We start from the raw sequence: 26,707 nt of genomic DNA on the forward strand, positions 1-26,707 counted from the left end.
TGAAGAATAAGAGGACACGTCACTCATGTGGGTAATAACTAATATAGTAATAAGGAGGTGCGTAATGAAAAAAATATTACTAACTACAGTTACTAGTATTCTTCTGTCTTCCTCAATTCTCGGTGCATGTAGTAACAATAAAACAACAGACGAGGCAAAACCTACAGCATCAAATGCAGCGACAATGCCAGTTGTTGAAGCTACAAGCACTCCTGAACCTTCTGCTACTCCTTCTATGGAGGTGCAGGAGTCCGCCAGTCCGGAGGCCACTGATCCTCTAGTATCCGATCGGCCAAAGACCAAAGCATTTGGTGAACAGGAGGGAGGGGTCTCAGGGCAAGAAGGTACACTTGAGCAAGGTGATGGATATTCCCTATATGTTTTTCAGGATTTCACACTAGACTCACAGTCTGGTCGTTTATCATTAACTGAGGATCCAACCTATTATGCCGAAATTAAACACTTACCTGCCGATTACGATCTCACAGCTTTGAAGCAGCAGGGACAAACCGAGCTTTCTGCAATTGGCAAAGCCAACGACCATAGCGGGGAACTAATTGAACATCCTCTAGGTTTTGCTGAACTATATCTGCAGGCAACCGGTGATAAAGGGATAGAAGATTATATGGTCTGGAAGAATCAGGCGGGGGAAGCTTTTCTTTTTCGGATACACAATCCTAAGGGGGATTCGTCGAATAAGTTTGCACCTTGGGTGATGGTTTCACTGGCAACACTTGAACTTGAAAGGAATTAAGTGTGATCAGAGCCGAAGGAGTTGTGCGGAGTAGAAGGGGTGTGCCATAACCATAATCAAAAAAATGGTTGTTGGCACACTTCTTCTTCTTTTTGGTACCTTACTTCATTCGAACGCCAATTTTCGTTTGCTGAGGTTGCAAATTTCGCGTATGAGCCTGCTATAGGATCCAGCAGACCTTATACGAAGCTTTACCCCACATTTGGGATACTAAAGGACTCCATAGTCGCTATTAGCATTAAAAACACTCAATATGAGCCTCATCCTTAGGAATAACGTCACTGGAGTCCGAAACCATGCTTCAAAGGCTCAAAATTAGCAAATAGCGTCATCTGGGTCCGAAAGTCATGGCACGTAGTAGAGGGATTTAATGTTAAAATATCTTATATATAGATTACTAATTCTTTCCTGGGAAGGAGTAAGTTCATGCAAATTTTTATTTACATAGGATTGGGCTTCTTTATAATTTCAGGTATATGTGTTGGAGCCTTCACGACAGGTACACAACAAAGAGGTAACTTTTATTCGGAATCTAAGCAAGACCGTAAAGCTAAAAACAAAGTAGCGAATTGGTCCGCTTTAGGTGGTCTTATTTCATTAGCTGTAGCTGGGATTCTTTATTTGTTGTAAATGAACGCACAACATAAGGAGGAGTGTTGCAGATGGTGAAGATTTTTAATGAAAATACGGTCTCTTTTACACAAAAACAGTCCCCGATCCCAGAGTTTGCTTGGCATACGAGTGAAAGGTTAGCTGAAATGGTGGGCTCCAAGCATTTAGTTTTTGATATCAGATCTTTAGATCCTGATAAATATTCTTTTCCTTATCATTTTCATAGAAATGCTGAAGAAATATTTGTGATTTTAGCGGGAAAAGCGATGTTAAGAACACCCGAGGGTTTTACGGAGGTTACTGAAGGGGATGTAATATTTTTTGAAATGGGACCGGAAGGGGCGCACCAGCTTTATAATCATTCCGATGCACCATGCAGGTATCTGGATCTCCGAACGAATCAGGGAATAGATGTTTGCGAATATCCAGACTCAGGCAAAATCAACATTTTGCCCTATCAAGAAATCTATCAAGCAGATGAACAGGCGGATTATTGTAAGGGAGAAGAGCATGTAAGGGAAAAATGGAATGGGGGAGTGTAATTGATTAAAGATCGTTGGTTTACAGTAACTGAAATTGATCCGACCACCTATGCAATCAGTGAATATGGACATTGGGAAAAGGTGCATTCTTTTTTACTCTTGGGGCAAAAACAAGCCGCGTTAATTGATACGGGATTAGGTATTGATAATATAAAAAGAATAACGGACCAGTTAACGGATTTACCTATCGCTGTCATAACTACGCATGTGCATGCAGATCATATTGGCAGTCATGGGCAATTCGAGACAATCTATGTTCATAAAGCGGATGAGGATTGGCTGATTAACGGAATAAAAGGCTTGTCCCTTGCCCAGATTCGAAAAGATATGAGCCGGGACATCACCCTTCCTGTTCCTGAAACCTTTGATCCTAACACCTACATACCTTTTCAAGGGAAACCAACAGCTCTTTTACAAGAAGGGGATGTGCTCGACATAGGCGGGCGCAAAATAGAAATTTACCACACACCAGGTCATTCGCCAGGTCATATCAGCCTTTTTGATCATGCCAACGGATATCTGTTTACAGGTGATTTATTGTATGACGTTACGCCAATCTATGCCTTTTACCCTTCGACTAGTCCGGTTGATTTAGTGGCATCCTTAGAAAAGATTACGGAAATTCCAGGAGTTACCCAAGTATTCGGTTCTCATAATACACTGGGTTTAGATCCATCTATTTTACAAGAGGTCAAAAAGGCAGTTCGTGAGTTACGTGAGCAAAAGGTAGTAGCACATGGTACGGGCATTCACCAGTTTGATGGGTTTAGTGTGCAACTTTAGATTTTTCTATGTCGAAAACAAATGAGGGTATGGCGATATGGTGTCTACATCAAAGGTTTTTGCGAAAAATAATTCACACATCTTATTGCGCAAAAAGCAACTTAATTATTCAGAGACGATTGACCTGAACAGTGCATGCAATTGCTGTACTTGGGAGAAAGCTTCCTTGTACTGGTTGTCGGATTGTCGAATAGGCAATAAACCCGGCAAGAAGGAGATACAATACACAGGCGTTTCTTTGCTGTTCATATATATTTTAAGCGTAAGCTCTTCAATCACATTAGCTTCTTCATCAGCTTCCTTAAGGACGTTAATATCTGCACTTGTTGCAGTAGTTTTGCTGTTTTGATGTCTTTTGGAGACTTTTGAAAGGGTGAGTGCGTTAACCACAATCTCGGATCCCATTACATTATCAAAAGAGTATAGCTTTGCTACTGCTTTTTTGTTACTCTTCGGATTTTTGGTACCGATTGCCAATTTTTTATTAGGCTCGTTAAGTGCGATCAAGTGAGATTGATTGGGGGGAATGAATGTTTTGGTGAAGCTGATGTTAAAAGATGAGGTCGCATTAACTAGCATAGAAATTTCAGATGAAGCAGATAGCGTTTTCAATTTTATAATGGCGGCACTTAGAATTAAAACAACTCCTAAAATAGCAAATAAGTACATCAAGATAATCAGCATATAATCACACCTCCTAGTTATCTCATTAGACTCAAATTGTTGCTTATTGAAAGATATGCCTGAATGATCTCCACTAGTATCTTTTAAAAGGGAAATTCGTGGAATTATAGGATCGACTTCACGATTAACCCAAAAAAAGCACCCAGAGAAACCTTCCGATTCTGCAAATGATGCAAAATTTGGGGTTGCTGCAAGAGTGCTTTTTAAGGTGATTATGTAAACCTATAGAAAATTGAAGGCAGTGATATGATCGGTATAAACAATCAGCTGTTTGTATTCGATCGGAGTCCCATAACTAGCATAAGGTCTTACAGTAACGTCATTGAGGACAACAAAGTTATAGCTGAAATTTTTATCAGGGTGTTCTGCTCCCAAATAAGATATGTATTCGTCTACAATTACATCATCCATCAAAGATTTTAAATCAAATACATCCTCTTTGTTGGAGACGGTTGGAGAGACGATTCCCTGAATGCTGCCAAAAGAGGTGAGCAAATTCACTTTTTTTCCACTAGCTTGTTCATCATTTAAAAGTAAACCGGACAGCTTACCCAGTGCATCGACTTTAAAATCGACGAGGGTTCTAATTTTTGAATTATTCAAACTAAACACATCCTTTTCAATTTGCAATCCTGTTAACAATATTCGACATATAATCACCAAACTCCTAGTATGCTAATGAAAAAATACTTACTTATGTAATGACCCCCATTTTTTAATGTGATTTGGGGGTTGCCGAGCCTCCATTCGAATTTAATTTCTTATCGTTACTCGTGTGCCTATAGGGACAATAGCAGCGAGTGCTAACACATCCTCGTTGTACATCCGGATGCAGCCGTGGGACACCTCTTTCCCAATGGAGGAAGGGTCATTGTTTCCATGAATTCCGTAGTGTGGTTTAGACAGTCCCATCCAAAACACACCGAAGGGACCCCCTGGGTCGGGTTGTTTGTTAATAATAGTGAATTCACCCACTGGGGATTGGGTTAACATCTTACCGATGCCGACAGGGAAACCTCTAATCACAATATCATTGTCCAGAAGATATAACATTCGTTGGGTCAGATCTACAATAATTCGGTAGTTGGGCATTATACGCAACACTCCTTTCTAATTAGGATATGAGCAGAACGCCTAAAGGGTTATTCATAGAAAATGGCCATTTTAGCCATTGGGAACAAATGTTCGTAAGTGGTTGGAAAAGCAAAAAAACGTAGAAAAAAGGCTGTTCCGCATATGCGGACCAGCCTTTTATGTTAGAAGTGCATACTTAGTGGATATCTCGAAACAATCCGATGACTCTTCCGAGAATAGTTACGCGATTAAGGCGAAGCGGCTCATAAGCTGGATTCTCCGGCTGAAGCCGTATATGATCACGTTCCTTGTAAAAGGTCTTAACGGTTGCTTCATCTTCTTCGGTCATGGCTACAACGATATCTCCGTTGTCCGCTGTTTGTTGTTGGCGAACAATCACATAGTCACCATTCATAATGCCTGCGTCCACCATACTATCACCCATGACAGACAGCATAAATACTTTGTTGTCACCTACATAGTGAGTAGGAAGTGGGAAGTAGTCTTCGATATTCTCTGTAGCAGTGATAGGTACCCCGGCGGTAACTTTACCTACGACAGGAATCCGTGAGATGGTCTGCGCGAATTGGTGAACATTCTCTGAATCCTCTTGGCCTAGTAATTCTATTGCACGTGGCTTCGTTGGATCTCGACGAATAAGTCCCTTCTTCTCAAGCCGGTCCAAATGACCGTGAACTGTGGAGCTGGAAGCAAGGCCAACAGCTTCTCCAATTTCCCGGACGGAAGGTGGATAACCCTTGCTGCGGACTTCGCTTCGTATAAATTCCAGGATCGCCAGCTGGCGACTTGAAATCTTTGACATTGGAATCAACCCCATATAGTAATGTTTGGGAAAATTATAACATAGAACTACCGTTCGCACAAACATAAGTTCTAACTATTATAAATATTAATCTGCTAGAGTTAAAAAATGGTAGACAAATGATAATAAAATGAACCGCTTGAGTCTCTCGAATAAAAGAGAACAATTGTTCTGAAATAGTATTGAACAAAACACATGTTCGTGTTATTATAAATTCGAAAGTAAGAACAAGTGTTTGGAGGATGATGATTATGCTAAAATACAGTACATACCGCAGCATCTACGATAAGGCCCCAGTGGTTGAATCTATAGGACATAATGACGTTGCCCGTAATTCCGCTAAGGTGAAAGAGATAACGGAACGTTTGCTTGGAGGGATGATTTCGTTGTTCCGTCAAGATTTCTTTATTAAGTTAATATTGATTTTCGTGCTAGTATTATCTGGCCTAACAGTAGTGGGAAATGTATTTGCAGGATCGACGACTATAATGAAGGAAGAGAAGCGGATTGTGGTTGAACGTGGAGATACACTATGGAGTATTGCCCTTAAGAATAAACCAGCTGATATGAAGACAGTTGTTTATATAGAAGGAATTAAACGTTCAAGTGGGATTAAGAGTAGTCAAATTAACGCTGGAGACATACTTACTTTACCTATTTATTAATTTTCTGAGAACATAATAGAATGACCAGTAGAGCTTGCAGGGAGTAGACCTTGACAAGCTCTTTTTCTCATGGCAGAGTTAGAATTAATTTATAGGGGGAGGGAAAGTATTGAATATTGATGAGTTGGTCGCGCGAATTAACGAATTGGCACGCAAACAGAAGAGCGTAGGCCTTAATCAAGAGGAAGTGGCGGAACGCGCCAAGCTTCGTGAAATTTACCTGGGGAATATCCGCAATAACTTCCGAGCACAATTAAATACTATTGAAGTGGTAGATAACGATGAGCATGAACAAGGTAACAAGGGGCTTAAACATTAGCTCGCTGTTCCTTTTCATAGATATTTCAGGATGACTAGGGGGAACGCACATGGCCCGTTCTTGGGAAAGAATGGTTCAACGCAACACACAGCAAATCAACAAGCAAAGAAAGAAGCAAGGCAAGGATACGATTTATGCCTCTAAATCTCCTACCCAGAATGCCGAAGTCTTTAAAGGTCGCAACATTGCATTTCCGGTAGTGTTAGTGATACTTGGCACTATGTTTTGGGTAGTTGGTTCTATTGATCAGGCCAAAGGTAATGGCATGCTGGCTAATTGGCTGGGAGTAGTACTGTACTATTTGCTGGCAGCGCTATTGTTCTTCCGTCGTCCGTACTTGAAGGTGGAAAAAGCAAGACTGTCCACTATTAAATTCAATCGCGAACGCGGACTTCCAGCTGCAGATATTGAGAAAATCACCCTTTCGCGTGGAGCTGTAGTCATTAAGCATAAAGGGAAACGTACGAAATGGATTTTCACAAAACTTATGAATCGCTATGATACTAATGCGATGAGTACACGATTAGAAGCATTTGCTAAAGCTCACAACATTGAAGTAGTTCACGAATAGAACTAGACCAGTTAAAGGGAGAGGGAGACCTGTAATGCCAATTTCTGCTGTACTATTTGACCTTGATGATACATTGCTGTGGGATGATCGGAGCGTCGAAGAAGCATTTCGTTCTGCTTGTGAAGCCGCCGGGGATACGATCGATCCACAAGAACTAGAAGTTGCAGTTCGTAAGGAAGCAAGTAGCTTATATGAATCTTATGAGACGTTCCCATTTACAAAGATGATCGGAATTAATCCATATGAAGCACTCTGGGCTAACTTTACGGCAGGTGAACAGCCAGAATTCCGTCAATTGGAGCAGCTTGCACCGGTATATCGTAAAGAGTCTTGGCGTCGCGGACTTGCAGCGTTAGGGGTGGAAGACGAAGCACTAGCTGAGACCTTGGCAACTAAATTCGCAGCAGAGCGCAGAAAACGTCCATACATCTATGAAGAAACAATGCATGTACTGGAGCAGTTACGGGGTCAAGTGAAGCTTCTGCTACTTACGAACGGCTGTCCTGCACTGCAACAAGAGAAACTAGATGGTGTGCCCGAGTTAATTCCTTTCTTTGATCATATTGTGATTTCCGGAAGCTTTGGTAAAGGCAAACCGGATAAGGAAATTTTCCTGCATGCTTTAGAGCTTCTTGATGTAACGCCTGAGCAAGCGGTTATGGTCGGCGATAAGCTGACAACGGATATCCGTGGGGGGCTGGCAGCAGGGTTGACCACGGTCTGGATTAATAGAAAAGGTAGAGCACCTAGTCTTGATATTCATCCGGATCATGAAATCAATCACCTTGAGGAACTTCTTCCACTAGTTCAATCCTTGTAAGATATACAGAGCTATTAGCTCCAATATAAAGACTTTATAAAAGCAGCGAGTTTCTGAGATCCTAAGAAACTCGCTGCTTTTCTGTACATACATACTAACATAAGGATTTCATTAGATTTTTAAGTAAATGATTTAAGTCACAAGACTAATGCGGAATTGATGCAAAATACTGAAAAACCAATAATAATGTGTATAATAGATGGAGATGTATAACATGAATTGGTAGATTTTTATTATTCGATAATGATTGGGAGGGCTCCAAATGATGAGATCGAAGAAATTAGTCGCTGTATTATTAGGTGCAACACTTCTAGTACTAGGTGGATGTTCTTCAAATGGAACCAAGCATTCAGAAATACATAACATGAATATGAACATGTCTATGGAACCTATCAAAGTCGAACTACAATGGAGTCCTGAAGAAGTTGTTGTAAATCAAAAGGTAACCTTTGAAGCTGTGGTGACCCAAGATAACGAGGCAGTAGATGATGCAAAAGAGGTTCTGTTCGAAATTGTGAATAAAAATGATGAGGGACAGAAAATAGAGCTTAAGGGAAAGCTAATTGGTAAAGGAGTCTATCAAGCAGAAGGGACCCTTGAAAAGGAAGGACAATATAATGTCACTTCACATGTGACAGCCCGGACACAGCACTCTATGCCTAGCAAAGAGCTGTCTGTGAAACCATGATTCAAAGGTTCGCAAAGGTTACTGAGCAATAACAGATAAAGCAGAGTGGAAAGGAAGGCTTTTCGAAATCCCTTTATTCTGCTAAACTTACTCTAATGTTTTACTGGGGGGACTATTAGTTGGCTAAATATACACTTGAGGAAAGCTTACAACAAAGGATTTTGATCCTTGATGGCGCAATGGGCACGATGATCCAACAGGTGCCTCTTACTGGAGAAGATTTTGGAGGCGATGAGCTGGACGGCTGTAATGAAATGCTGGTATTAACACGTCCAGAAGTCATTCAGACGATTCATGAGCAGTACCTCGAAGCAGGGGCTGATCTCATTGAGACTAACACATTTGGTGCAACCTCTGTTGTGCTAGCTGAATATGATATTCCTCAGCGGGCACGTGAGATCAATCTAGCGGCAGCAGAGTTGGCTCGCAGAGCAGTAGACAAATATGACACACCTGACCGTCCGCGATACGTCGTGGGGGCTATGGGTCCAACAACAAAAACGCTCTCAGTAACTGGAGGCGTTACTTTCCAAGAGTTAGTTGATAGCTATGAGGAACAAGCAGTGGCATTGATCGACGGTAAAGTAGATGTTTTGCTGCTGGAGACCTCTCAAGATACACTTAACGTTAAAGCTGGAAGTATTGGTATTCGTAATGCTTTTGAAAAGACTGGCATCACGTTGCCGGTTATGATTTCCGGAACAATTGAACCAATGGGTACTACATTGGCGGGTCAGAATATTGAAGCATTTTATATCTCATTAGAACATCTGAAGCCTATCTCTATGGGCCTCAACTGTGCGACTGGTCCTGAGTTCATGCGGGATCACATTCGTTCGCTTTCGGAGATCTCCTCCGCAGCCGTGAGCTGTTATCCAAACGCAGGATTGCCGGATGAGAACGGACATTATCATGAATCTCCAGATTCTTTAGCTCGCAAGATTGCAGCCTTTGCCGAAAAAGGCTGGCTGAACATTGCGGGGGGGTGCTGTGGAACGACACCAGAGCATATCCGTGCGATGAAGGAAGCACTTTCTGAATATCCTCCACGCCCGCTGACAGGTAATCATCCGCCTGCACTTTCAGGCATCGAGCCTATCTATATTGAGAACGACAACCGTCCATACATGGTTGGTGAACGTACGAATGTACTTGGCTCTCGTAAATTTAAACGTCTTATCGTCGAAGGTAAATATGAGGAAGCCTCAGAAATTGCCCGTGCTCAGGTGAAGAGTGGGGCACAGGTTATTGACGTGTGTGTACAAGACCCTGACCGTGATGAGATTGAAGATATTAAGCTTTTCTTAGAACTGGTTGTGAAAAAGGTTAAAGTACCCCTGATGATCGATACTACCGATCCTAAGGTTATCGATTTGGCTTTGCAGTACTGTCAAGGTAAGGCGATAATTAACTCCATTAACCTTGAAGATGGTGAAGAGAAATTCGAGCTGGTGACGCCGATCATTCATAAATATGGTGCAGCTATTGTTGTGGGTACCATCGATGAGACGGGACAAGCCATTAAGGCGACAGATAAACTGGAAGTGGCTAAACGCTCCTATGACTTGCTAGTGAATAAGTACGGTTTAGCAGGAGAAGATCTTATTTTTGACACGTTGGTGTTCCCTGTAGGAACCGGAGATGAACAATATATCGGTTCAGCAAAAGAAACGATTGACGGCATTCGTTTGATCAAGGAAGCACTTCCAGGCGTTCATACGATCTTGGGCATTAGCAACGTCTCCTTTGGATTGCCGGAAGCGGGTCGTGAAGTGTTGAACTCCGTATTCCTTTATGAATGTACAAAAGCTGGATTAGATTATGCGATCGTAAATACAGAAAAAGTGGAGCGGTATGCTTCCATTCCTGCTGAAGAACGTCATCTTGCTGAGGAACTGATTTATAATACGAATGATGAGACGCTTTCTGCTTTTGTAGCTGCTTTCCGTGGTAAAAAAGTAGAGAAAAAAGAGAAGATTTCCAACCTGTCACTTGAAGAACGTTTAGCTTCCTATGTGGTTGAAGGTACGAAGGAAGGACTCATTCCTGACCTTAATGAAGCATTGACTAAATCTGGTCCGCTGGAGATCATCAATGGACCGCTGATGGCAGGGATGTCGGAAGTCGGCCGGTTATTTAATAATAATGAATTGATCGTTGCTGAGGTGCTGCAAAGCGCTGAAGTGATGAAGGCATCTGTCAATCATCTAGAGCAGTTTATGCAGAAGGATGAGACAGCGGTTAAAGGGAAAATTATGCTGGCAACCGTAAAAGGGGACGTGCATGATATTGGTAAGAATCTAGTGGAGATCATCCTCTCTAATAATGGTTATCAGATCATTAATTTGGGTATAAAAGTACCACCAGAGACCATTATCGAAGCCTTCCGTCGAGAAAAAGCTGATGCGATAGGATTGTCCGGGCTGCTTGTGAAATCTGCTCAGCAGATGGTCCTCACCGCTCAGGATTTACGTACAGCAGGGATCGATGTTCCGATTATGGTCGGCGGCGCAGCTTTGACCCGTAAATTTACGAAGACCCGTATTCGTCCAGAATATGACGGTCTAGTATTGTATGCTAAGGACGCTATGGACGGGCTGGATATTGCCAATCGGCTTATGAACCCTGAAGAACGGGAGAAGATTGCCGAGGAAATTCGTGTGGAGGCAGAAGCAGCGGTTGCGGTGGCGCCTAAGCAAGAACTGCCGAAACTAACCAGAGCAGTGCGTTCCAAAATATCTCCAGATGCACCTGTATTTGTTCCACCGGATTTAGAACGCCACGTACTGCGTAACTATCCATTGGGGCATATTATCCCCTATGTGAATATGCAAATGCTGCTGGGTCATCATTTGGGGTTACGGGGTTCTGTAGAAGCCCAATTAGCTGCTGGAGATCAGCGGACTGTTGAACTGAAGGGTACCGTAGACGATATTCTCCATCAAGCGATGCTAGAGGGTACCATTACTCCACATGCTATGTATCAATTCTTCCCTGCACAATCGCAAGGGAATGATATTATAGTGTATAATCCACAGAATACGTCCGAGATCCTGCATACCTTTACTTTCCCGAGACAAGGGGTAGAGCCTCATCTGTGCTTGGCGGACTTTTTGAAACCTGTTGACAGTGGTATTATGGACTATGTTGGATTCCTAGTTGTAACAGCAGGTCACGGTGTACGTGAATTGTCTACTCAGCTGAAAGAAAGCGGAGATTATCTGCGTTCACACGCCTTGCAGTCGGTTGCACTTGAAGTGGCAGAAGGACTGGCGGAACGCGTCCATCATATGATGCGCGATACTTGGGGTTTCCCGGATCCGGCGGATATGACGATGAAGCAAAGACATGGGGCAAGATACCAAGGAATCCGTGTTTCATTTGGTTATCCTGCATGCCCGGATTTAGAAGATCAAGGTCCACTGTTTAAGTTGTTATCTCCGGAGGATATCGGTGTTCACCTTACAGAAGGCTTTATGATGGAGCCCGAAGCTTCCGTTTCGGCTATGGTATTTGCCCATCCAGAAGCGCAGTATTTTAATGTAGAGAAGCTGTAATTCTTTCATTTATATACCAGGTCTGTAGGGGATTGTATCCCTTTCAGCGGAACCTCCCGTAACTGGGGGGTTTTTTGCTGGAAGAAGGTCGTTTAGAATTGAAAAGAGATGGTTGAGCCAATAAGCAGAAGGGAGGAAAAAGAATGGATCTATATTTTTTAGGTACTAATGCAGGTGTGCCAACGCTACAACGCAATGTAACGTCCGTTACATTAAGACTGCTGGAAGAACGTCGCAGTATTTGGATGTTCGATTGTGGGGAAGGTACACAACATCAGGTTCTTCGTTCACCGATTCGGCTAGGAAAGCTGGAAAAACTATTCATTACCCACTTGCATGGTGATCACCTATTTGGTCTTCCAGGTCTATTATCAAGTCGTGGTTATCAGGGAGGGACAGCGCCGTTAACGGTGTACGGACCCCCTGGATTAAAAGCTTACTTAGAGATCTCCTTAGCTGTGAGCCAATCCCGAATTCCTTATAAGATTGAGATTGTAGAGCATACAGGAGGAATTATATTCGAGGATGATAGCTTTAAAGTTGAGGCTGCATTACTTGAGCACCGGATTGACAGCTATGGCTACCGGGTAACGGAAAAGGATAGTCCCGGAAGCCTCAATACGGAATTGCTTAAGAGTTATGGTTTAAAACCGGGACCGATTTATGGGAAATTAAAAAAAGGTGAAGATGTTGTTACGGATGAAGGTGTACGAATCTGTGCTGCTGATGTTGTCAGGGAACCCAAACGAGGACGTATTGTTACTATCCTTGGAGATACAAGACCTTGTTCGGGAGCCTTAGAACTCTCTCTTAATGCAGACCTTATCGTTCATGAAGCAACCTTCGCCCATGATCTGGCTGACATGGCGTATCAATATCATCATAGTACAGCCCGTCAGGCTGCAGAGTTAGCAAAAGAAGCCAAAGCAGGACAGCTGTTGCTGACTCATTTCAGTTCTCGTTACAGCTCGCATGAAGAGTTAATTCCTTTGCTTGAGGAAGCTGGACTCCTATTCCCAGAGACATTATTAGCTGAGGAATTTAATGCATATCCGGTACCTCGCAGACTAAATGGGCAATAGGGGGAATGATTATTTTCCGGGAAAGCGCAGGAAATGACAGTGCTATGCTAAAAAATGCTGGATGGGACGGTTGTTCGATTTCATTCGACGAAGTGTGTTAGATTTAAAGTAATCACGGAGTAAAAGACGAACGAATGGCTGGACATATTGCCGAAAATCAGTAGGTGATATCTTCCACCTAAAGGGATTGAGTTTTTCTAAAAATCCAAGCAGGGCAAAGGCTACGAGTTTGTTAATACTATTATTTATTTATTATATTAATTAAATTTATTGTGGAAACTGAGGGGTTAGTGATGGAACAAATTGAAGGATTATTGATTGATCTAGATGGTACATTGTACCATGGGCATAAAATGATTCCCGGTGCTGATCTGCTGATAAAAGCTCTTCGTGAAGCGGATATCCCTTTTTTATTTGTTACTAATAACTCATCGCGTACGGCAGCTAACGTTGCTGCCCACTTAAGTGGAATGGGAATTGAGGCGAAAGCTGAGGAGGTATGTACCTCTTCTATGGCAGCCGCACGTTACATAGCTGAGGAATCACCTGGGGCTACAGTGGCGATACTTGGAGAAGAGGGACTGCGTATGGCTTGCATTGAGGCAGGGCTCCAAATCGTCACAGAATCCCCTGATTATGTGGTGCAAGGTATCGATCGTTCTTTTAATTATGCTTCGTTAGCTCAAGCTTCGCGTTGGATTTTGAGCGGGGCAAAGTTTGTGCTCACCAATCCAGATTTAATGTTACCATCAGATGATGGGGTTATGCCGGGTGCGGGTACGATTGGTGCAGCAATTGAGGCTGCAAGTGGAGTGAAGCCAGTAGTGATCGGTAAACCTGAATCCCACCTGATCAAATATGCGACAGATCTTCTGAACATTCAACCTGAACATGCTGCTGTTGTTGGGGATAATATGCGTACGGATATCGCTGCCGGTGTTAATGCGGGCTGTCGTACAATCCTTGTTCTTACCGGTTTAACCACTACAGAGAACCTGGAGCACTATAAAAGCATCACAGGGATCACTCCCGATGAAATATGTGCCGATTTAGCTGAACTTAAAATGTTTCTCGGTGTATAATAGCTAGGGTCTTATTACTTCACCAACTTAGAGGGGACGATGAGTATGCCAGAATTGCCGGAAATGGAGAATTATAGACAGCTGCTTAGCCAGCGTATTATAAATGTTCCGATAACTAATGTAATTGTGAACAGAGAAAAAACAATTAACATGGAAACAGAAGCTTTCATTAATGCCTTGATCGGTGCGCGTGTTGTTTTTGTAGAGCGGCGCGCCAAGTACATTTTGTTTCATCTCCATGATGGACGAAGATTACTATTACATTTAATGCTGGGTGGATTGCTTTTTTATGGTTCAGAAGAAGAGCGGCCGGATCGTAATACGCAAGTAGAAATCGCATTTGGTGATCAGATCCTTTATTTTATGGGCCTGCGGTTAGGGTTCTTACATTTAGTATCCGTGAAGGAAAGCGAAGCAACGATGGGTAAGCTTGGACCTGAGCTGCTGGATCGACGGATGACGCCGGAACGTTTTGCAGGAATATTAAAAGGGCGGCGTGGTGCGTTAAAAAGTCTGTTAGTGAATCAGCATGTAATGGCGGGTATTGGAAATTGTTATGCGGATGAGATTGCTTTTGACGCAGGGCTTCTGCCTTCAGTTTTAGTACAAAATTTATCACCTGAAGCCATTTCCCGCCTGTATCAAAGCATTCAAAAAGTATTAACTGATGCGACAGAGATTGGCGGATACATGGAAATGCCTTTTATGACCGGTGATACGGTTACGGGTTCTTATAATGACCAATGTAAAGTCTATGACCGTGAGGGTGAGCCTTGCCTACGCGATGGGGGAACGATTATCAAAACAGAGCTGTCTGGACGCAAAGTATTTTATTGCCCAGACTGTCAGCATGAAGCCTAAACCCAAAATAGGGGCTCATGTCAGCATTCGTGGTGGATATGGGAGAGCTGCCCGATTTGCTTGGGAGAGCGGTGCAACAAGTTTTCAATATTTTCCGAAAAATCCGCGCAGTCTGAAGTTAAAGACGGTTGATATTCGAGATACAAGGGATTGTGCACTCTTTTGCCAAGAAAAAGGGATCACCTCTATCGCCCACACCCCTTATGCAATCAATATGGCTGCGAATAGGGATGACGCTACCCCGCGAAAGGTGTATGTAGACTCCCTACTTAATGATCTGGAAATTGCTGAAGCCTGCGGTTCCTTAGGCATTGTTGTTCATTTTGGACATTTTGCTGGAATGGAGCCGTTACAAGGCTATCAAAATATTATACAATGTATGAATGAGACGCTGGAGTCCTGGGAAGGTAACGCCAAGCTGTTAATCGAGAATCAAGCGGGCAACCATGGTACCGAAGGGATTACACTTGAAGAATTGGTGAAGGTTCGTGAGCTTAGCCAGTTTCCCGAGAAGATTGGATTTTGTCTGGATACCTGTCATGCTTTTGCAGCGGGAATTTGGAATCCTGAGCATACGGAAGACTTGCTTGAACGAGGAAACCAGCTTGGATTTTGGCCGCATCTTGTAGCTGTTCATCTAAATGATTCTAAGTTTCCCTTTGATTCGAGACGGGACCGGCATGCTGGAATAGGAAAAGGTTATATCGGCGAAGAGGGTCTTAAGCGCTTAATAACTTCTGATCCATTACGTAAAAAATCTGTTGTTTTGGAAACTGAAAAGGGTCCAGATGGCAGTCATCGGAATGAAATAGCTACTGTTCGTAGTTGGTTTGAAGCGGGGGTTAGAAAGTGATTCATATCTATATGGACGATCTCCGTAAAGGTCCGCTTGGATTTGCTTTAGCCAGGACAACAGAAGAATGTCTTCTGATGCTGCGTGAGTGTGAGGTTGGTATTTTATCGTTAGATTATGATATGGGACCGGATGATTATTCTGGTGGGGAAGTGGCTAGACGGATTGTTCTGGAAGGGCTGTACCCCCGTGAAATCTATCTACACACCTCTAGTGTTTTAGGGAGAAAAGAAATGTATGAAATCTTATACGCGGCTAAACCTGAGGGGATGATCTTGTTTAATGGTCCCCTAAGTTCTGATAAGCTTTATGATATCGCTAGGGAGACGGATCTGAAATGAAGGAAATGAATGAAGCGGATTTACTGGAGATACTCACGAGACCGGGAGAACCGCTGGTAGTATTTTTGCATACTCCGCTGTGTGGTACCTGTAAGGCTACAGAACGCATGTTGGAAGTAGCGGCACATCTATTGCCTGCTGAACTCCAAATGGTTGCCGGAAATGTGAACATGTTGCCTAATCTGGTCCAACAATACCGTATTACCAGTGTCCCTGCTCTACTTGTGGCTTCTGCTGACCGGATAGAGAATCCGCATATTTATTATTCAATGGTTTCAGTTGAGCGGATTCTGGAATACATAAGGAGTGTTATATCATGATCATTTCATTACAACATTTATCTCTGCGCAGAGAAGAAAGCCTAATCTTGGACGATGTATCGTTAGAAGTGAAGGAAGGCGAAAACTGGGTCATTTTGGGACGAAATGGTTCGGGCAAAACAACCATTTTGGAGATTATGACAGGTTATTTATTCCCTAGCAAAGGAACTGTTGAGGTATTGGGGAATAAATATGGTCAATGTGATTTACGCGAGGTTCGTAAAGAAATTGGTTATATTGGTCCTTCCTTAATGGAGAAGATGTCTTTAAATGATCCGGTGTGGGAGGTTGTCGCTACAGGAGCTTACGCTTATTTGCGTTTCTACGAGAGCATTCCACACGAAGTGAAGGAGAAGGCAATCCGCTTGCTAGAGGATATGAATCTGGGCAATATGGCACTTCATCCTTTTGGAACCTTGTCACAGGGAGAGCGAAAAAAAGCAATGCTGGCAAGATGTCTTATGGCTGACCCCAAACTTCTGATTATGGACGAGCCTTGTGCAGGTCTTGATCTGTACGAAAGAGAAAAAATGCTGGCTGAAGTAGACAAGCTGAGACAACGTAATGTCTCCGTTGTATATGTAACTCATCATGTGGAGGAAATCGTCCCGCTTTTTACACATGTTGCTTTAATTCGCGACGGTAAGCTAGCTGGTTCCGGACCGAAAGAAGAAGTATTAACCAAAGAAATGATCTTGGCCACCTATGATATTCCTGTTGATGTAGAATGGGATAGCGGTCGTCCCTGGATTAAAATTAGACCTGGAGGCAAAACGATTTGAACGAATTAAGACATGATAACGAAGAGCAGACCACTGCTCCGGAAGAAATGGTGTACTCCCGATATATTTGTACAGCTAATCACGGTTTTGCGCCATATGCTCAGGAAGAGCTTCGGCGCTTGTTCGGCGCAGTGAAGAGTACGCTGCTGCTGCCGGGAGAAATCTTTCTAGCCACCTTGCAGTCTGAACCCGAGGAAGTATCACGATTGCTCACACAGAATCTGCCCATTTTCCTTCGTCATATACAGCCTGTGCAGTTTCAGGATGAAGGAACCATTGATGGGTTACAGCGTTTGGCTGTGTATTTAAGCCGCCGCAGTGAGCTAGAGGGGGAGAAAATATCCCTAAATGTTCGTAAAGGGGATCCTTCCTTCTGGCAGGAAAGTCCGGGCGAACTACGTGAATGGCTGCAGGAGCAATTGCAAAGCTTGGGTGCAGAATTTACAGTACAAGATCCGGCATGGGTCATTTCTGTCTACGCAGACGGGAATGCCTTATATGCAGGAGTGTCCAGACCAGAAGAGAATCTATCCGGTTGGAATGGCGGTGCAATCCGTTTCCGCAAGGAAGACGGACAAATCTCACGTGCTAAGTTCAAGCTGATGGAAGCGGAGAAGGAGTTCGGTATTCCTTTTTACAGCTTCCGTAATGCGCTTGATATCGGTGCCTCTCCAGGGGGCTGGACTTCTTTCTTGCTGGAGCGTGGAATGAAGGTAACAGCGGTTGACCCTGCTTTGATGCATGAATCGCTGCGTAATTACCCGGGTCTGAAGATCCTGCGCAAAAATGCCGGAGAAGTGAAATTCCGCGATAATGAATTTGATCTGCTTGTATGTGATATGAGCTGGAGTCCTAAGCTGATGGCGAAGCTTGTAACCGGGCTGCTGCACAGCCTGTCCCCAGGCGGAACAGCGATTGTGACCGTAAAGCTGATGCATAAGAAACCTCTAGCGATGATCAAAGAGATCATCGCAATGTTTGAGGGCGAACGTATGCAGATTCAACGGGCCAAGCAGCTGTTTCATAATCGTGACGAAATAACACTTTATATGATTAAATACTAAGTTAGATCCTAATTTAAAAATCTTAAGGGAAAGCATCCCGTTATTAACGTTATCGTAATCTGCGGTAACAACGTTAATGGCGGAAGCTTTCTCTTTTTTTTATGTGAAAAAGGGGGAAGTTCAGGTGGATTTTGCATCGAAGCTTGGGGTAGGGCAGATAATGGACGCCAGATACAGAATTATTGATCAGATTGGAACAGGTGGAATGAGTATTGTTTATCTTGCGGAGGATCTGCGTTTAAAGGGGAAACGTTGGGCTGTAAAAGAAAGTGTAAGCTCAGATGAGATGCCTTCAGACATTAAAGCTGAAGCGCAGATGCTAATGTGTCTGGATCACCCGCGGCTTCCACGTATTGTTGATTACTATCTTTCGGATCAAGAAGGGTATTCTTATTTAGTTATGGATTATATTGAAGGGATAACTTTAAGTCAGCTGATGAAGGATAATCCCGGACCATTGCCTTGTGAATTCATCCTACAAATAGCTAAACAGCTTTTAGAAGTCCTGCAATATTTGCATGGTCATCATCCGCCCATTGTTTATCGTGATTTAAAGCCCTCCAATCTTATGTTAACTAAGCAAAAAGAATTGATGTTAATCGACTTCGGAATCGCTCGGAATTTTAGAAAAGGAATCGTTGAAGATACGGTGAAGCTTGGTACAGTAGGATTTGCGGCTCCTGAGCAGTATGGGAATGGGCAGAGTCAGCCGGTTTCTGATTTATATGGTCTTGGTGCATTACTTTTGTATATGGCTACCGGAGGCTTATGCAGCCACTGGGAGTCTGGAATGGAAAATAAGTTGCGTGACCATGTTCCCGCAGCTTTTATTCCTATAATTAGACGTTTATTACGGCCTCATCCGGAGGAAAGATATCAGGAGGCAACAGCTGTTATTCAAGCGCTGGTTCGTGTGGAAAATGATATGGATGAAGGTAATCCTTTAGCAGTGTCTGTGCCCCTAGCGGTTGATAAACGGAAGGCTATAGTGATCGCCTTACTTGGAGTAAGGCCGGGACTTGGAACAACACATACTTCATTTGCGATTAGCAGTTATTTGGGACAGATCGGTTCAACAGCTTGGGTTGATCTATCTCCAGATTCATCTGTTTATGATCGCATGCACAGTATGCTTGACGCGCAGAGCGCTTCAGTTCCTGCTAAGAGCCCTGAGCTTGCATTTTCCTGGAGGAAGGTTCATTACTGGAAGCGACCTCACCATGGGGATGTAGCAGAGCTTATGAGAGGAGCTTATCAATTTGTTGTCTTAGATCTGGGAACGGGTGGATTTGATGGAGCGCTGGAAGAAATCAAGCATAGCGATATTCCCATTCTGATTGCTTCTGGCGCCGATTGGCGATTGGAGGAAACTTTATTATGGATTAAACGGAGTGGGCTGCAGCCTGAACGGGAATGGAGAGTGGGGTTACCACTTGCTGAATACCAATCTGTTGAAGTATTGCGAAATTCTTTAGGTATAGATAGAGTTTATAATCTACCGTGTCAGCAAGATCCATTTTTACAAAAAGGGAAGTTGGCAGATGTAATTGCTGAGCTGTTAGGGGACATTAAGGGCGAGCGAAACGTTGGAAAACGCCGTGGTTTTTTCTTAAGATAGGCTATTGGGACTAACATTTAATTCAGTGTTCCGCTAAAGTATGATAAAATATATATTTATACGTGATTTGATTTACGCATTATTTAAGTATAGACAGGAGCTTGCGGAGAATTTATGAGTTTACTTACTGTAGAAGACGTTTCCCACAATTTTGGGGATCGGACATTGTTCAAGAACGTGTCTTTCCGGTTGTTACCAGGAGAACATGTTGGAATTGTTGGAGCAAATGGCGTTGGTAAATCGACGCTAATGAATATTTTGACAGGAAAGCTTTTGAAGGATAATGGTAAAGTAGAGTGGACCCCTCGGGTGCGTTACGGTTATTTGGACCAACATACGATTCTTACACCGGGCAAAACGATTCGCGATGTTCTAAAGGACGCTTTTTTGCCATTGCTTGAGTTGGAGCAGGAAATGCTGAAGATCACAGAGCAGATGGGTGATGCTTCGCCTGAGGAACTAGAAGTACTACTGGAGCAGATGGGAGACATTCAGGAACAACTGGATATCGGAGATTTCTATCTGATTGATGTAAAAGTAGAGGAAATGGCCAATGGTTTAGGCCTGTCCGTGATTGGGCTAGATCGTGATGTTGCTTCTCTCAGCGGTGGTCAAAGAACCAAAGTGCTGCTGGCGAAGCTGCTACTGGAGAAACCCAATGTACTATTGCTTGATGAGCCTACCAACTATTTGGATGTTGAGCATATCGATTGGCTGACCAACTATTTGAAACAGTACCCATATGCATTTATATTGATTTCCCATGACACTGAGTTTATGAATAAAGTCGTTAATGTCGTTTATCACTTAGAGTTCGGTAAATTGACCCGTTACACGGCGAACTATGAGAAATTCCTCGATATGGCGGAGATGAACAAAAACCAGCATATCGATGCCTATGAGAAGCAACAAGATTTTATCAAAAAACAAGAGGACTTCATCCAGCGGAATAAAGCGCGTGCTTCAACTTCAGGCCGGGCAAAAAGCCGTGAGAAGCAGCTTGATCGTATGGACCGAATTGATCGGCCTGAAGAAGCTGCTAAGCCGACCTTTAAGTTTAAAGAGAGCCGGGCAAGCGGGAAAACCGTCTTCGAGGGAATTGATTTCGAGATCGGTTATGATCGTCCGCTGCTGCCACAGCTAAATATGGTCATTGAACGTGGAGAGAAGATTGCTATTGTTGGCTGCAATGGTGTGGGTAAATCGACACTGCTGAAGACAATTCTGGGAGTGATCCCAACATACAGCGGCAAAACCTATCTTGGGGATTATCTGAACCCTGCATATTTCCAACAAGAAGTAAAAGCAGCTAGTCTTACACCCATTGAGGATGTCTGGAATGAATTCTCCAGTTTAACTCAGAACGAAGTTCGTGGACATCTGGCACGCTGTGGCCTAAAAAATGAACATATTACACGTCCGCTTAGTATGCTGAGTGGTGGGGAGCAAGCGAAAGTGCGACTTTGTAAGCTTTTGATGCGCGAAAGCAACTGGGTACTGTTCGATGAACCTACCAATCACCTTGACGTTATTGCTAAAGCAGAGTTGAAGCGCGCTTTGCAAGAATATAAAGGCACAGTCCTGCTTGTATCTCATGAACCTGATTTTTATGAAGATTGGGTTACGAAAATTTGGGATGTTGAGCAGTGGTCAGCTGTACAGGTATAGAATAATCATAAATCCGGAGAATAGCAGACATCCTGCTGTTCTCCGCTTTTTGGATATGGGGAGGAGATAATGTATGTTTCATAACGCTGGGCGAGAAGATCGATACTCACGACAGATACGTTTCGCGCCGTTTGGAACTGAAGGACAGCAGGGTCTTGCAAAATCAAAAGTGCTTGTAGTTGGTGCGGGTGCGTTAGGTACAGGGATTGCAGAGACATTAGTCCGCTGTGGGGTTGGGCATGTTCTTATCGTTGACCGCGATTATGTAGAGTGGAGTAACCTGCAGCGCCAACAGCTGTATACCGAGATGGATGCGCAGGAGAGAGCTCCAAAAGCCATTGCAGCCCAGAACAGACTGCAGCAGATTAATTCTGAGGTTGTCATAGAAGCGCATGTTATGGATGTGCGGAAGGAAGAGCTGGAAGGACTCATCTCAGGGGTGGACCTGATTATGGATGGGACTGATAATTTCGATACACGTCTCATCATTAATGATATTGCCCAAAAGAATAATATCCCTTGGATTTATGGAGCATGTGTAGGAAGCTATGGAATTACATATACGATTTTGCCTGGAGAAACGCCATGTCTTCATTGTCTTTTAGGTACAGTCCCACTAGGGGGAGATACCTGTGATACAGCGGGTATTCTCCCACAGGCCGTGCAATTGGTTACTGCAAATGCTACAGCTGAGGCGTTAAAGCTTCTCGGTAACCGTAAGGACCAATTAAGGAATAAACTGCTGACTTTCGATGTATGGCGTAATGAACATCAAGAAATTGGCGTGAAAAGTGCTAAAAAGGAGAATTGTCCTTCTTGTGGGACTCATCCGATCTACCCTTATCTAACAGCCTTAAATACGGAACGAAGTGATGTGCTTTGTGGCAGGGATACTGTACAGATCCGCCCTGCCCGGCCGCAGAAACTTAACTTGCAGGAAACAGCCAGTCGTCTGTCTCGTTTAGGAGACGGTGAGGTAGAGAGCAATCCTTATCTAATTTCCTTTAAGGAAGGTCCTTACCGGATGGTGATCTTCGCAGATGGCCGGGCATTGATCCATGGAACGAAGGATATTGCCGCTGCCCGTAGCTTTTATCATCGATATTTTGGATAAAAAGCATAATAAACAGATCTTCAGGCCATTTCATAGGAATGGTCTCTTTGTTTTCCGGGGATTCTATATCTATTAATGGGATGCTGATGCATGTCTGATGGATACGGGGGATCTTCGTGAGTGAGCAAATGATATGGTACATGTCTGCGGGAAACGGAAGAGGAGAGGAAGAACTAGACGCTATTGCGAAAGTGTTTAATGATATCGGTCTGCAAATAACAAAAAGCGAAGATCCCGAAGATCTTCGCTTATCCATTTCTGAAGTAGAACCGGTATTACTGCTTGCTGATTTAGGCGAGGTGGGAACATGGGAAGGATGGAAAATCATTTCCGCAGTAAGAGATGAGGGAATGATTCTTCCGGTCATGGTGATTTCCGAAGAATTATCTGGTAACGGAGCAGTTGCGGCCTTTTTAGCCGGAGGGAATGATTTCATGACAAAACCACTACATACCGGTGAATTTAAATGTAGAATTCTAAATTTATTAACCCTCACGGGTCGGCGTCGAAATTTAAAACATCTGTTAAAGGTAGATGGTTTAATGCTCGATCCCAGCCGCAGGCTGGTCACCCGTGAAGGGATCGAGCTTAAAATGACGCATAAAGAATTCGATCTTCTATATTATCTCGCTGCGAATCGAGGGATTATATGTTCCCGCGAGGAAATACTCAAACAAGTATGGGGATATCAATTCCATGCAGATACCAATGTTGTAGATGTATACATCAGGCATATCCGCTTAAAAATTGATAAAGGGTACCGGAACAAGTTGATTCATACTGTTCGCGGAACAGGATATGTAATGAGGGTGCCCGAAGGCAGCACCACATCCTGAGACTAATTCTCTTTTATAGAAAAGACTCTACTATAGAGCTGTTGTTTACAGTACGCGGCGAGCCTTTAGATAAGTCTTTTTCCATGTACCAGAATTAAGATCAGAAACCGTAACACCTGGTTTACCATAAGTGTGCAGAATTTTACCGTTCCCAGCGTAAACAGCTACGTGAGTTACATTTTTACCAGTTGCTCTGCTGCCGCTGGAGAAGAATACAAGATCGCCGACACGAAGGTTAGCTTTGGATACAGCAGTTCCTACTTTTGATTGAGCCGCAGCTGTGCGGGGTAATGATACATTATATTTATTAAAGATATGTTTCATAAAGGAAGAGCAGTCAAAAACCTTAGTAGTAGAAGTAGAGGCTCCGAATTTGTATGGAGTTCCCATAAAGTTTTTTCCGAAATTGACGACGCTTTGTCCTTTGGACACCGTAGCGGCTTCAACTTTAGTTGCACCTACACCAGTTGCCATCATTGTTCCTAAGCCCATTGTAGTAACCATTCCTATAACAATCGCTTTTTTTATCCATTGTTGTTTATTCATGTTGTAAGTACCTCCAAAGTTAGTATATCAATCTGTCTTGCTTGGCTTGTCTTGCTTGCCTGATTCGTAGTATAGCAGGTTATCTATGTCATAAAATTTGGTAGAGCAGCAATAAAGTGAGGCTGGGCCTGGGTTGTAAACGTTTTATTAAAAATTCATTAAAAGTTACAAAAAATTAATAACTTGATATTTTGAGCAATAAAATAAGCCGCAAACCCCTTGATATATAAAGGATTTAACGGCTTTTTAATTTTGAAACAAAAGTTACAAGGATGTTTCTATATCACTATGTATTTAGTCTTTGCTCTGGATAATCAGCAATAATCCACTACGTATTCTAACTGTTCCAGTGGAGGAAATCAGTTTGTTGCTTACACCTAGAGATTGCCCTAGCTTTAAAGTAGCATCATTCAAAGGATATTGAAATCCTTCTAATGTAATCCCTGTTACTTCAGGAGTTAATGGAAGCAAAGATACATAGGTGTAGCCCAAATCTTCAATGACTGTTTGGGATCCGGTAAGTGTCACATAGTTATTAGAATCCATCACGTAGCAATTGATTTGCCGTTGCAGAGCCCTTGTCATCATTTGAATGCTCGCTAAGGAGTGATCAATTCGAGTGCCTGTAACTCCTAATAGTAAAATAGAATCAGGTTGCTGATTCATTGCAATATCGAGTGCCATCTCACTGTCGGTTAAATCCTTGTTCACGGCGTCACAAGTGATTGTTTTTTTACTTTTGGATTGAATATCCTGAAAAGCCTCAGGCGATACAGAATCAAAATCACCTACCGCAATATCGGGTATATATCCATGTGAGATGAGGAATAATGCACCCCGGTCCGCACCGATAATAAAATCTTCTTCATCTAATAGAGCGAAATAATCCGGAGATAGTTCTCCACCGGCAAAAATAACAACTCGTTTGGATGGCATAACATCCATTCCTCCTCTAAAACTCTAGTTGGTTATCCTGTCCCAGTATAATGCAGATCGAAAAGTTGCACAATTGACCAAGACAACGCTAAAATGATAGTGTGCGATTTTTTATGTGCATAAATTCATATTTACTAATGTTTTAACAATTGGGAGGTGAATGAAATCGTAAACGTGCTATTTGTCTGTCTGGGTAATATTTGTCGCTCACCAATGGCGGAGGCCGTTCTGCGCCATAAGATTGATGAACGAGAGCTTTCACATAAGATTCTGGTTGACTCTGCAGGAACTGGAGATTGGCATATAGGTAAGGAACCGCATGAAGGGACTAGACGTATACTTGATCAAAACAAGATTAGCTATGCAAATATGGCAGCGCGTTTGGTCAGTAGCGAGGATTTTCAGAAGTTTGATTATATCGTCTGCATGGACAAGTCTAATGGAGAGAATGTTAGAAAGGTTCCTGGTGGAGAAGAGGCTAAGCTTTTGTTCTTCATGGATTTATTGCCTGAGGAAGAATTGAGAGAAGTACCAGACCCTTATTTTACAGGTAATTTTGAACAGGTATATGATTTGATCAATGCAGGCTGTGACGTGTTGCTAGAAATGGTGATAAGAGAAAAGCTGTAACCCGGTTGGGTTCCAGCCTCTCTGATTAGTATTAAAGTAAATTAAGGAAATTTGCTGGATTAAACTGTAAGCGTAAACACGGCTGAAATCTACATACGTTCTTTAGATGTTCATTTTTTGCTTCTATCAATAAGGCATTATGTGTTTAAAAAATAGAGTAGAGATTCAGGGAGTTCCTTTTGCCAAAAGCCCCAGAGATGACGACCGTCTTTCTCCCGGTAGGATACGGTAGCTCCACGTGCTTCAAGCAATGCTTTTGTTTCTCTGTTCATCTGAACAAAATCATAGGTCCCTGTATCAGTCTGGTAATCTGTTTCCTGCAGTCCAACGACCATATTAATGTTGAGCCAGGAGAGATCTTCTTCTTTAGCCAGCATGGCTTGTGATTCGGGATAGAATGCACCGGATAGGCTGATGATACGTGTGAAGATAGCTGGATAAGCAAGAGCGAGATGGAGGGAGACGCTGCCTCCAAGGGAATCACCGGCTAAGATTCGTTCGTCGGGTGTACGGCGTACGGGATAATTTTTTTCAATGAAGGGAATAATCTCTTCGGAAAAGCAAGATAGGTACTGCTTGAATCGGCTGCCGAACGGAGCGTATTCTTGAGTCCGAACAGCGACGTTAACTTCTACACCAACGATAATGAAGGGCTCGACATCTTCTTCTATAATAAGTTGTCCAGCAAGTGTAGCAATGCGTCCAAAGTTGAAAAATTCTTCTCCGTCTTGGCAGTACACCACGGGGTAACTCAGAACTTCATTGTAGCCTGGGGGCAGATAGATACGTAATTTACGTTCCTCCTGCAGATGTTCACTCCAAAGCGTTTCTTTTACAATTGTGCGTTTCAGAAAAACAGAATCGCTCATCGTTGTCACGTCACCTTTCTTGTCGAATTTTGCAATACACACAGGGTTACGCTAAAATTATTAAATGTGTAACTGTGTTATTAATCATTTACTTGTTAGAAAAGTGTTAAACTGTTATATAAAATTTTCTCACCTGTTATACATACAAAATTTGAAGGAATATAAATTTTATAAGTATTTCTTTGACGAAAGTAACTAAACAGGTGTATAATA

The 26,707-nt window shown here is 42.9% G+C and carries 30 protein-coding genes; 23 read left to right on the top strand and 7 right to left on the bottom strand.

The window, feature by feature from the left end; all coding sequences use genetic code 11:
- The first annotated feature begins 64 nt into the window (after positions 1–64).
- From MHI15_RS19975 to MHI15_RS19990, 4 genes are all read left to right on the top strand, one after another.
- Positions 65–754 (top strand): hypothetical protein, encoded by a 690-nt coding sequence (locus tag MHI15_RS19975; RefSeq protein WP_341164763.1) that lies wholly within the window; start codon positions 65–67, stop codon positions 752–754.
- Positions 755–1,180: 426 nt separating this feature from the next.
- A complete protein-coding gene (locus MHI15_RS19980) occupies positions 1,181–1,384 on the top strand; it encodes a DUF5316 domain-containing protein (RefSeq protein WP_076184440.1) in 204 nt (67 codons plus the stop codon).
- Between the two features lie 32 nt (positions 1,385–1,416).
- Positions 1,417–1,908, top strand: a complete 492-nt coding sequence (locus MHI15_RS19985; protein ID WP_076184439.1) for a cupin domain-containing protein — start codon at positions 1,417–1,419, stop codon at positions 1,906–1,908.
- Complete coding sequence (locus MHI15_RS19990) at positions 1,909–2,691, top strand: MBL fold metallo-hydrolase (RefSeq protein ID WP_076308341.1); 783 nt, start codon at positions 1,909–1,911, stop codon at positions 2,689–2,691. It abuts the gene before it with no gap.
- Between the two features lie 105 nt (positions 2,692–2,796).
- Here MHI15_RS19990 and MHI15_RS19995 read toward each other — a convergent pair whose 3' ends face one another.
- The 4 genes from MHI15_RS19995 to lexA all read right to left on the bottom strand — a co-directional run bounded on the left by MHI15_RS19995 (position 2,797) and on the right by lexA (position 5,272).
- Positions 2,797–3,375, bottom strand: coding sequence for a hypothetical protein (locus tag MHI15_RS19995; RefSeq protein WP_076279303.1), 579 nt, complete (start codon positions 3,373–3,375; stop codon positions 2,797–2,799).
- A gap of 222 nt (positions 3,376–3,597) precedes the next feature.
- Positions 3,598–3,978, bottom strand: a complete 381-nt coding sequence (locus tag MHI15_RS20000; RefSeq protein WP_139329870.1) for a hypothetical protein — start codon at positions 3,976–3,978, stop codon at positions 3,598–3,600.
- A gap of 150 nt (positions 3,979–4,128) precedes the next feature.
- Complete coding sequence (locus MHI15_RS20005) at positions 4,129–4,467, bottom strand: L,D-transpeptidase (RefSeq protein WP_076128407.1); 339 nt, start codon at positions 4,465–4,467, stop codon at positions 4,129–4,131.
- A 178-nt stretch (positions 4,468–4,645) separates the two neighbouring features.
- Positions 4,646–5,272 (bottom strand): transcriptional repressor LexA, encoded by a 627-nt coding sequence (lexA, locus tag MHI15_RS20010; RefSeq protein ID WP_036687720.1) that lies wholly within the window; start codon positions 5,270–5,272, stop codon positions 4,646–4,648.
- A 251-nt stretch (positions 5,273–5,523) separates the two neighbouring features.
- Here lexA and MHI15_RS20015 point away from each other — a divergent pair, with 251 nt between their 5' ends.
- The 18 genes from MHI15_RS20015 to MHI15_RS20100 all read left to right on the top strand — a co-directional run bounded on the left by MHI15_RS20015 (position 5,524) and on the right by MHI15_RS20100 (position 23,513).
- Positions 5,524–5,937 (top strand): LysM peptidoglycan-binding domain-containing protein, encoded by a 414-nt coding sequence (locus MHI15_RS20015; RefSeq protein ID WP_076128409.1) that lies wholly within the window; start codon positions 5,524–5,526, stop codon positions 5,935–5,937.
- Between the two features lie 109 nt (positions 5,938–6,046).
- The gene (locus MHI15_RS20020; protein WP_036687717.1) at positions 6,047–6,256 is read left to right on the top strand and encodes a DUF896 domain-containing protein; all 210 of its coding nucleotides are present in this window, start codon (positions 6,047–6,049) and stop codon (positions 6,254–6,256) included.
- Positions 6,257–6,305: 49 nt separating this feature from the next.
- The gene (locus tag MHI15_RS20025) at positions 6,306–6,827 is read left to right on the top strand and encodes a hypothetical protein (RefSeq protein WP_076128411.1); all 522 of its coding nucleotides are present in this window, start codon (positions 6,306–6,308) and stop codon (positions 6,825–6,827) included.
- A 34-nt stretch (positions 6,828–6,861) separates the two neighbouring features.
- Positions 6,862–7,647 (top strand): HAD family hydrolase, encoded by a 786-nt coding sequence (locus tag MHI15_RS20030; protein ID WP_036687714.1) that lies wholly within the window; start codon positions 6,862–6,864, stop codon positions 7,645–7,647.
- A 262-nt stretch (positions 7,648–7,909) separates the two neighbouring features.
- Positions 7,910–8,335, top strand: a complete 426-nt coding sequence (locus MHI15_RS20035; RefSeq protein WP_038571571.1) for a FixH family protein — start codon at positions 7,910–7,912, stop codon at positions 8,333–8,335.
- Between the two features lie 179 nt (positions 8,336–8,514).
- On the top strand, positions 8,515–11,892 hold the full coding sequence (gene metH / locus MHI15_RS20040; protein WP_370511261.1) for a methionine synthase: 3,378 nt from the start codon (positions 8,515–8,517) through the stop codon (positions 11,890–11,892).
- Positions 11,893–12,035: 143 nt separating this feature from the next.
- Positions 12,036–12,974, top strand: coding sequence for a ribonuclease Z (gene rnz, locus MHI15_RS20045; RefSeq protein WP_076279308.1), 939 nt, complete (start codon positions 12,036–12,038; stop codon positions 12,972–12,974).
- A gap of 293 nt (positions 12,975–13,267) precedes the next feature.
- The gene (locus MHI15_RS20050) at positions 13,268–14,056 is read left to right on the top strand and encodes a TIGR01457 family HAD-type hydrolase (protein WP_076128417.1); all 789 of its coding nucleotides are present in this window, start codon (positions 13,268–13,270) and stop codon (positions 14,054–14,056) included.
- 45 nt (positions 14,057–14,101) lie between these two features.
- Positions 14,102–14,917 (top strand): Fpg/Nei family DNA glycosylase, encoded by an 816-nt coding sequence (locus MHI15_RS20055; RefSeq protein ID WP_076133771.1) that lies wholly within the window; start codon positions 14,102–14,104, stop codon positions 14,915–14,917.
- A complete protein-coding gene (locus MHI15_RS20060) occupies positions 14,907–15,770 on the top strand; it encodes a deoxyribonuclease IV (RefSeq protein ID WP_341164991.1) in 864 nt (287 codons plus the stop codon). The genes MHI15_RS20055 and MHI15_RS20060 overlap by 11 nt, the downstream gene beginning before the upstream one ends.
- A complete protein-coding gene (locus MHI15_RS20065; RefSeq protein ID WP_339243712.1) occupies positions 15,767–16,111 on the top strand; it encodes a cyclic-phosphate processing receiver domain-containing protein in 345 nt (114 codons plus the stop codon). The genes MHI15_RS20060 and MHI15_RS20065 overlap by 4 nt, the downstream gene beginning before the upstream one ends.
- The gene (locus tag MHI15_RS20070; protein WP_076128425.1) at positions 16,108–16,431 is read left to right on the top strand and encodes a thioredoxin family protein; all 324 of its coding nucleotides are present in this window, start codon (positions 16,108–16,110) and stop codon (positions 16,429–16,431) included. The genes MHI15_RS20065 and MHI15_RS20070 overlap by 4 nt, the downstream gene beginning before the upstream one ends.
- Complete coding sequence (locus MHI15_RS20075) at positions 16,428–17,213, top strand: ABC transporter ATP-binding protein (protein ID WP_282579836.1); 786 nt, start codon at positions 16,428–16,430, stop codon at positions 17,211–17,213. Before MHI15_RS20070 ends, MHI15_RS20075 begins: the two co-directional genes overlap by 4 nt.
- A gap of 47 nt (positions 17,214–17,260) precedes the next feature.
- A complete protein-coding gene (locus tag MHI15_RS20080; RefSeq protein WP_341164992.1) occupies positions 17,261–18,277 on the top strand; it encodes an SAM-dependent methyltransferase in 1,017 nt (338 codons plus the stop codon).
- Positions 18,278–18,401: 124 nt separating this feature from the next.
- Positions 18,402–19,895, top strand: coding sequence for a serine/threonine protein kinase (locus MHI15_RS20085; protein ID WP_341164764.1), 1,494 nt, complete (start codon positions 18,402–18,404; stop codon positions 19,893–19,895).
- Between the two features lie 114 nt (positions 19,896–20,009).
- Entirely contained in the window at positions 20,010–21,563 is a 1,554-nt protein-coding gene (locus MHI15_RS20090; RefSeq protein ID WP_036687697.1) for an ABC-F family ATP-binding cassette domain-containing protein, read from the top strand.
- A 73-nt stretch (positions 21,564–21,636) separates the two neighbouring features.
- The gene (locus tag MHI15_RS20095) at positions 21,637–22,677 is read left to right on the top strand and encodes a ThiF family adenylyltransferase (protein WP_076302608.1); all 1,041 of its coding nucleotides are present in this window, start codon (positions 21,637–21,639) and stop codon (positions 22,675–22,677) included.
- A 116-nt stretch (positions 22,678–22,793) separates the two neighbouring features.
- Positions 22,794–23,513: a response regulator transcription factor gene (locus MHI15_RS20100; RefSeq protein WP_076128431.1), complete on the top strand. Its 720-nt coding sequence runs from the start codon at positions 22,794–22,796 to the stop codon at positions 23,511–23,513.
- Positions 23,514–23,558: 45 nt separating this feature from the next.
- On the opposite strand, the gene MHI15_RS20105 is transcribed toward MHI15_RS20100, so the two are convergent.
- Both MHI15_RS20105 and MHI15_RS20110 read right to left on the bottom strand, forming a co-directional pair.
- Entirely contained in the window at positions 23,559–24,059 is a 501-nt protein-coding gene (locus tag MHI15_RS20105) for a C40 family peptidase (protein WP_076128433.1), read from the bottom strand.
- Between the two features lie 294 nt (positions 24,060–24,353).
- Positions 24,354–24,995 (bottom strand): thiamine diphosphokinase, encoded by a 642-nt coding sequence (locus tag MHI15_RS20110; RefSeq protein ID WP_036687693.1) that lies wholly within the window; start codon positions 24,993–24,995, stop codon positions 24,354–24,356.
- Between the two features lie 165 nt (positions 24,996–25,160).
- Between MHI15_RS20110 and MHI15_RS20115 the strand changes: the two genes are divergently transcribed.
- Complete coding sequence (locus MHI15_RS20115) at positions 25,161–25,625, top strand: low molecular weight protein-tyrosine-phosphatase (RefSeq protein WP_076184504.1); 465 nt, start codon at positions 25,161–25,163, stop codon at positions 25,623–25,625.
- A 137-nt stretch (positions 25,626–25,762) separates the two neighbouring features.
- Here the strand turns inward: MHI15_RS20115 and MHI15_RS20120 are convergent, their stop codons facing one another.
- Positions 25,763–26,494, bottom strand: coding sequence for an alpha/beta hydrolase (locus MHI15_RS20120; RefSeq protein ID WP_076184429.1), 732 nt, complete (start codon positions 26,492–26,494; stop codon positions 25,763–25,765).
- Between the last annotated feature and the right edge of the window lie 213 nt (positions 26,495–26,707).

Origin of the sequence: Paenibacillus sp. FSL H7-0918 (genome assembly GCF_038007025.1) — a bacterium.
GTDB lineage: Bacteria > Bacillota > Bacilli > Paenibacillales > Paenibacillaceae > Paenibacillus_AQ > Paenibacillus_AQ odorifer.